Origin of the sequence: Pseudomonas cremoricolorata DSM 17059 = NBRC 16634 (assembly GCF_000425745.1) — a bacterium.
Lineage (GTDB): Bacteria > Pseudomonadota > Gammaproteobacteria > Pseudomonadales > Pseudomonadaceae > Aquipseudomonas > Aquipseudomonas cremoricolorata.
On record NZ_AUEA01000008.1, the window covers coordinates 295108 to 301821 of the forward strand.

Genomic DNA, 6714 nt, shown 5'->3' on the forward strand with positions numbered 1-6714 from the left:
TCTGTTTTTTCCCTAAGGGCCGCAGATTGTGGCCCTTTTTTGTGGATGTCTTTATTTTCCTGCTGCTAAGAATCTGAAACGTGGTGGTGAATAATCATCCTGGCGTAAAACTGGCAATAATTTTTCTTGACTTGCAGGCGCCGAATCAGAAGAATCCAGTTTCCGCTGTAGGGGGACTGCCAGAAGCAGACCCGCCAAGCAGATCATGAGGCGCACACCCGCGCCGCCTGTTACACCCCGCAACGCGTTACCTCGCGCTGGGTGGGAATCCCCCGCAACACTCTGGGGCACTCCCAATACTTGCTCAGTCAGTGCTGACGTTTTCGCTCATGCTCTGCTTGGCAGTAAACCTATTAAGACCCGTCCATGAGGACGGTATTCTGGCGTTTTAGAGGTGAACAACGTGGAGCTCTTATCCGGCGCTGAAATGGTCGTCCGCTTTTTGCGCGACGAAGGCGTTAAGCACATCTACGGGTACCCTGGTGGTGCTCTTCTTCATGTTTACGACGCCCTGTTCAAGGAACCGGAAGTCGAACATATCCTGGTTCGCCACGAGCAGGCCGCGACCCACATGGCCGACGGCTACGCCCGTGCCACCGGCAAGGCCGGTGTGGTGCTGGTGACCTCTGGTCCCGGCGCGACCAATGCCATCACCGGTATCGCCACTGCGTACATGGACTCGATCCCGATGGTGATCCTGTCGGGTCAGGTGCCCAGCACCATGGTCGGTACCGATGCGTTCCAGGAAACCGACATGATCGGTATCTCGCGGCCTATCGTGAAGCACAGCTTCATGATCAAGAACGCCGTGGAAATCCCGGAAATCCTGAAAAAAGCCTTCTACCTGGCGCAGTCCGGTCGTCCTGGCCCGGTCGTGGTCGACATTCCAAAAGACATGACCAACCCGGCCGAGAAGTTCGAATACGTCTACCCCAAGAAGGTCAAGCTGCGCTCCTACAGCCCGGCTGTGCGTGGTCATTCCGGGCAGATTCGCAAGGCCGCCGAGATGCTCCTGGCCGCCAAGCGCCCGATCGTCTACGCCGGTGGCGGGGTGATTCTGGGAGGTGGCTCGCAAGCGCTCACCGCAATCGCCAAATCGCTCAACCTGCCGGTCACCAATACCTTGATGGGCCTTGGTGCCTTCCCGGGTACCGACGCGCAGTTCCTCGGCATGCTCGGCATGCATGGCAGCTACACCGCCAACATGGCCATGCACAATGCCGACGTGATCTTCGCTGTCGGTGCGCGCTTCGATGACCGCGTGGTCAACGGCCCGGCGAAATTCTGCCCGAACGCCAAGATCATCCACATCGACATCGACCCGGCGTCGATCTCCAAGATGATCAAGGCCGACGTGCCGATCGTCGGGCCTGTGGAAAGCGTGCTCAGCGAAATGCAGGCGATCCTCGCCGAGATCGGCCAGCAGCCAGACAAAGCTGCGGCCGACGCCTGGTGGAAGCAGATCAACGAATGGCGCGGTGACCGCGGGCTGTTCCCGTACGACAAGGGTGACGGCAGCGTCATCAAGCCGCAGACCGTGATCGAAACCCTGTGCGAAGTGACCAAGGGCGATGCCTTCATCACCTCCGACGTGGGCCAGCACCAGATGTTCGCGGCGCAGTACTACCGGTTCAACAAACCCAACCGCTGGATCAACTCCGGTGGCCTGGGCACCATGGGCTTCGGCTTCCCGGCAGCGATGGGCGTCAAGCTCAACTTCCCGGATCAGGACGTCGCCTGCGTCACCGGCGAAGGCAGCATCCAGATGAACATCCAGGAGCTGTCCACCTGCATGCAGTACGGCCTGCCGGTGAAGATCGTCAACATGAACAACGGCGTTCTGGGTATGGTCCGCCAGTGGCAGGACATGGCCTACAACGGTCGTCACTCGCATTCCTATGTCGAGTCGTTGCCAGACTTCATCAAGCTTGCCGAGGCCTATGGGCATGTGGGTATCCGCATCACCAGCCTCAAGGATCTCAAGCCCAAGCTGGAAGAGGCCTTCGCCATGAAGGATCGCCTGGTGTTCATCGATATCGCCATCGACCGCACCGAGCACGTCTATCCGATGCAGATCAAGGACGGCTCGATGCGTGACATGTGGCTGAGCAAGACGGAGCGTACCTGATATGCGGCACATCATTTCCCTGCTGCTGGAAAACGAACCCGGTGCTCTGTCTCGCGTGGTCGGCCTGTTCTCCCAGCGCAACTACAACATTGAAAGCCTCACGGTCGCGCCGACCGAAGACCCAAGTCTCTCGCGGCTGACCCTGACCACTGTCGGGCACGACGAAGTGATCGAGCAGATCACCAAGAACCTCAACAAGCTGGTCGAGGTGGTGAAGCTTGTCGACCTGTCGGAGAGTGCTCACATCGAGCGCGAACTGATGCTGGTCAAGGTCAAGGCGACCGGCGCGCAGCGCGCCGAGATCAAACGCACCACCGACATCTTCCGTGGGCAGATCGTCGATGTGACGGCAAGCGTGTACACCGTGCAACTGAGCGGTACCAGCGACAAGCTGGACAGCTTCATCCAGGCCATCGGAACCACCTCGATTCTGGAAACGGTGCGCAGCGGTGTCACCGGCATTGCCCGCGGCGACAAAGTTCTGAGTATCTGATTCAACACATTAGCGATGGCCCTACAGGGGTCGAGATATAACCAGGGGTATTTCATGAAAGTTTTCTACGATAAAGACTGCGACCTTTCCATCATCCAGGGCAAGAAAGTCGCCATCATCGGTTACGGTTCCCAGGGCCACGCCCAGGCGTGCAACCTGAAAGATTCCGGTGTAGATGTCACTATCGGCCTGCGTAAAGGTTCGGCCACCGTGGCCAAGGCTGAAGCTCACGGCCTGAAAGTGACCGACGTCGCTTCGGCTGTCGCTGCTGCCGACCTGGTGATGATCCTGACCCCGGACGAATTCCAGGGCCAGCTGTACAAGCAGGAAATCGAGCCGAACATCAAGAAGGGCGCTACCCTGGCCTTCTCCCACGGCTTCGCCATCCACTACAACCAGGTCGTGCCACGTGGTGACCTCGACGTGATCATGATCGCGCCGAAAGCTCCGGGCCATACCGTGCGCTCCGAGTTCGTCAAAGGCGGCGGCATCCCTGACCTGATCGCCATCTACCAAGACGCCTCGGGCAACGCCAAGAACGTCGCCCTGTCGTACGCGTCCGGCGTTGGCGGTGGTCGTACCGGCATCATCGAAACCACCTTCAAGGACGAAACCGAAACCGACCTGTTCGGTGAGCAGGCCGTTCTGTGCGGCGGTACCGTAGAGCTGGTCAAAGCCGGTTTCGAAACACTGGTCGAAGCAGGCTACGCGCCTGAAATGGCCTACTTCGAGTGCCTGCACGAGCTGAAGCTGATCGTCGACCTCATGTACGAAGGCGGTATCGCCAACATGAACTACTCGATCTCCAACAACGCCGAGTACGGTGAGTACGTCACCGGTCCTGAGGTCATCAACGAAGAATCCCGCAAGGCCATGCGCAATGCTCTCAAGCGCATCCAGGACGGCGAGTACGCGAAGATGTTCATCAGCGAAGGTGCCACCAACTACCCATCGATGACCGCCAAGCGTCGCAACAACGCTGCGCACGGCATCGAAGTCATCGGCGAGCAGCTGCGTTCGATGATGCCGTGGATTTCGGCGAACAAGATCGTCGACAAGTCGAAGAACTAAGGTTCGGATTCGACACAACGAAAAACGCGGCCCAGGCCGCGTTTTTTCGTTCTGCGGGCAGCATCTGGTATAAAGCTGACCGGTAGCATGCACTCAGAACCTGCGGTGCATGCCCAAGTCGAACGTTTTCCACCCTGTTGCAAGGTACTTTTTCATGAGCGAACGTCCCGAAGAGCCGCATACGCCCTCCGACGCCGAAAGCCTGTTACCTGTCGATGAACATGTTGAAGAAGGGCATGACGCGGAAGGGCGCAAGGTTCGTCATCGCGGCATTTACCTGCTGCCCAACCTATTCACCACCGCCAACCTGTTTGCCGGTTTCTACTCGATCATCAGCTCTATCTATGCACATGGTTTCATGAGCGCTGGAAACACGCTCGAGGCCAGCAAGTACTTCGCCAGCGCGGCAATCGCCATTTTCGTAGCCATGGTGCTCGACGGTCTTGACGGTCGCGTGGCACGCATGACCAACACTCAGAGCGCTTTCGGTGCGGAATATGACTCGCTCTCGGACATGGTCGCATTCGGCGTAGCACCCGCATTGCTGGCATTCGTCTGGGCGCTGGGCGACATGGGCAAGGTCGGCTGGATGGTCGCCTTCATCTATGTGGCTGGCGCAGCGCTGCGTCTGGCGCGCTTCAACACCCAGGTCGGCAAGGCCGACAAGCGCTACTTCATCGGCCTGGCCAGTCCAGCAGCGGCCGGTGTGGTTGCGGGAATCGTCTGGGCCTTCAGCGACTATGGCATTCAAGGCTCCAAGCTGTCGTTCCTGGTCGCCTTGATCGTTGCCGCCGCCGGTATGCTGATGGTCAGCAACATCAAGTACAACAGCTTCAAGGAGCTGGACCTCAAAGGTCGCGTCCCTTTCGTGGCGATTCTCGCGGTCGTACTGGTCTTCGCAGTCGTGTTCAGCGATCCACCGCGCATCCTGTTGCTGATCTTCCTCGGGTATGCGGTGTCCGGTCCTGTGCAGTTCCTGCTGCGTAGTCGTCGTCGCAAAATCTGACAATCACCTGCGTGCGGGAATAACCCGGCGGCTCCATAGTCTTATAGGTACATTCCCTACCTGGCTATGGGGCCGTCATGCTCATCAAAATACCCAGACCTTCCGATTGCACCTCCTCGCAGGTCACCCCTGAGCGGGTGTATCTGTCTCGCCGCACGTTGCTCGGCAGTTCTCTGGCCGGCCTTGCCATCGCAGCGTTGCCATCCGGGGCGAGGGCCGCTGATGCGGCGCGCTATGCCGGAGTCGATCCAGGCAAGGCGCCTGCGTGGTTCTCGGACCAGCTGGCCAAGGCGCGTTGGGGTGCCGTGACCGCCGGTGACGAGGCCATCACGCCTTATAAAGACGCCACCCATTACAACAACTTCTATGAGTTCGGCCCCGACAAGGGCGATCCGGCGGCCAATGCCGGCAGCCTGAAAACCGAACCGTGGAGCGTCCTAGTGGACGGCGAGGTCGGCAAGCCAGGGCGCTACGCGCTGGAAGACCTCGTCAAGCACGGTCAGTTGGAAGAACGTATCTATCGGCTGCGCTGCGTCGAAGCGTGGTCGATGGTCATTCCATGGCTGGGGTTCTCGCTGGCAGACATCCTCAAACGCGTCGAGCCGACATCCAAGGCTCGCTATGTACGCTTCGAAACCTTGCGAGATCCTCAAAGCATGCCCGGCCAGCGTTCAGGTTTTGCGCTGATCGACTGGCCCTATGTGGAAGGATTGCGTCTCGATGAAGCCATGAACCCGCTGACGCTGCTTGCCGTGGGCATGTACGGGCGCGAACTGCCAAACCAGAATGGCGCGCCGCTGCGGCTGGTGGTGCCGTGGAAGTATGGCTTCAAGAGCATCAAGTCGATCGTGCGTATCAGTCTGGTCGAGCAGCAGCCCAACACCACCTGGCAGGGCCTTGCTCCGAGCGAGTACGGCTTCTACGCCAACGTCAATCCCGAAGTCGATCATCCGCGCTGGAGTCAGGCTCGCGAACGTCGCCTGCCCAGCGGTTTGTTCAGCCCCAACGTCCGTAGCACGGACATGTTCAACGGGTATGGAGAGGAGGTCGCCTCTCTTTATAGTGGTCTGGATCTGCGGAAGAACTACTGATGCGCTATCCATGGTTTCGCCTGGCGATCTTTGTGGCCAGCGCGTGCTTTCCCGCGTGGTGGCTCTATGAAGCAGCGATGCAACTGCTTGGGCCTGATCCCGGCAAGATTCTGGTCGACCGTCTGGGCCTGGGTGGGTTGGTCTTTCTTCTGATTGCGCTGGCGATGACGCCTTTGCAGCGGATTACCGGGTGGGCGGGGTGGATCGTGTCGCGGCGACAGCTGGGCCTGTGGAGCTTCGCCTACATTGCCTTGCACCTGACTGCCTATCTGGTGTTCATTCTTGGGCTTGATTTCGCGCAGCTTGCCCTCGAGTTGCGCAAGCGTCCCTACATCATCGTCGGCGCGCTCGCGTTTCTTGGGCTGCTGGTCTTGGCGGTGACTTCCAATCGCTACAGCCAGCGACGGCTTGGGGCGCGGTGGAAGACGCTGCACAAGCTGACCTACGCCATTTTGGCTTTGGGCCTGCTGCATTTCCTCTGGATCGTGAGATCGGATCTGGCTGAGTGGTCGATCTATGCTGGGGTAGGGCTGGTGCTCATGTTGTTGCGGGTGCCTGCTGTGGCAAGGCGTATTAAAAGAGCGCGAACACGCTCACCTCAAGTTTCTTGAAATAAGTGCTTGACCGCCCTCGGAATCTCTTTATACTGCGCACCACTTCCGGGGCAAACGGAACGGAAAACTCCTTGAGTTTCAACGAGTTAGCTGTTCATGTGGTACTGGAGGCGCTTCGATCTGCTGATCGATAGCGGTGAAAAAGGTGGTTGACAGCGTTGTTTAACGCTGTATGATTCGCCTCCCGCTACGAGCGATCGCAGCGAGCCAAGTGTTTGAAGTTGAACGAGATTCTCGCAAAATACTTCGAAATAAACGCTTGACAGGCTTAGAGGAAAGCGTAGAATGCGCGCCTCGGTTGAAACGAAAGG

General features: G+C 58.7%; 6 protein-coding genes. All 6 read left to right on the top strand.

The window, feature by feature from the left end; genetic code table 11:
• The first annotated feature begins 403 nt into the window (after positions 1–403).
• Positions 404–2128: an acetolactate synthase 3 large subunit gene (locus H618_RS0111240; RefSeq protein WP_028695160.1), complete on the top strand. Its 1725-nt coding sequence runs from the start codon at positions 404–406 to the stop codon at positions 2126–2128.
• Between the two features lies 1 nt (position 2129).
• Positions 2130–2621, top strand: coding sequence for an acetolactate synthase small subunit (gene ilvN / locus H618_RS0111245; RefSeq protein ID WP_028695161.1), 492 nt, complete (start codon positions 2130–2132; stop codon positions 2619–2621).
• Between the two features lie 54 nt (positions 2622–2675).
• The gene (gene ilvC / locus H618_RS0111250; protein ID WP_028695162.1) at positions 2676–3692 is read left to right on the top strand and encodes a ketol-acid reductoisomerase; all 1017 of its coding nucleotides are present in this window, start codon (positions 2676–2678) and stop codon (positions 3690–3692) included.
• A gap of 154 nt (positions 3693–3846) precedes the next feature.
• Complete coding sequence (pssA, locus tag H618_RS0111255; protein ID WP_028695163.1) at positions 3847–4698, top strand: CDP-diacylglycerol--serine O-phosphatidyltransferase; 852 nt, start codon at positions 3847–3849, stop codon at positions 4696–4698.
• 77 nt (positions 4699–4775) lie between these two features.
• Positions 4776–5789: a protein-methionine-sulfoxide reductase catalytic subunit MsrP gene (msrP, locus tag H618_RS0111260; protein ID WP_028695164.1), complete on the top strand. Its 1014-nt coding sequence runs from the start codon at positions 4776–4778 to the stop codon at positions 5787–5789.
• A complete protein-coding gene (msrQ, locus tag H618_RS0111265; RefSeq protein ID WP_028695165.1) occupies positions 5789–6400 on the top strand; it encodes a protein-methionine-sulfoxide reductase heme-binding subunit MsrQ in 612 nt (203 codons plus the stop codon). Before msrP ends, msrQ begins: the two co-directional genes overlap by 1 nt.
• The last annotated feature ends 314 nt before the right edge of the window (positions 6401–6714 follow it).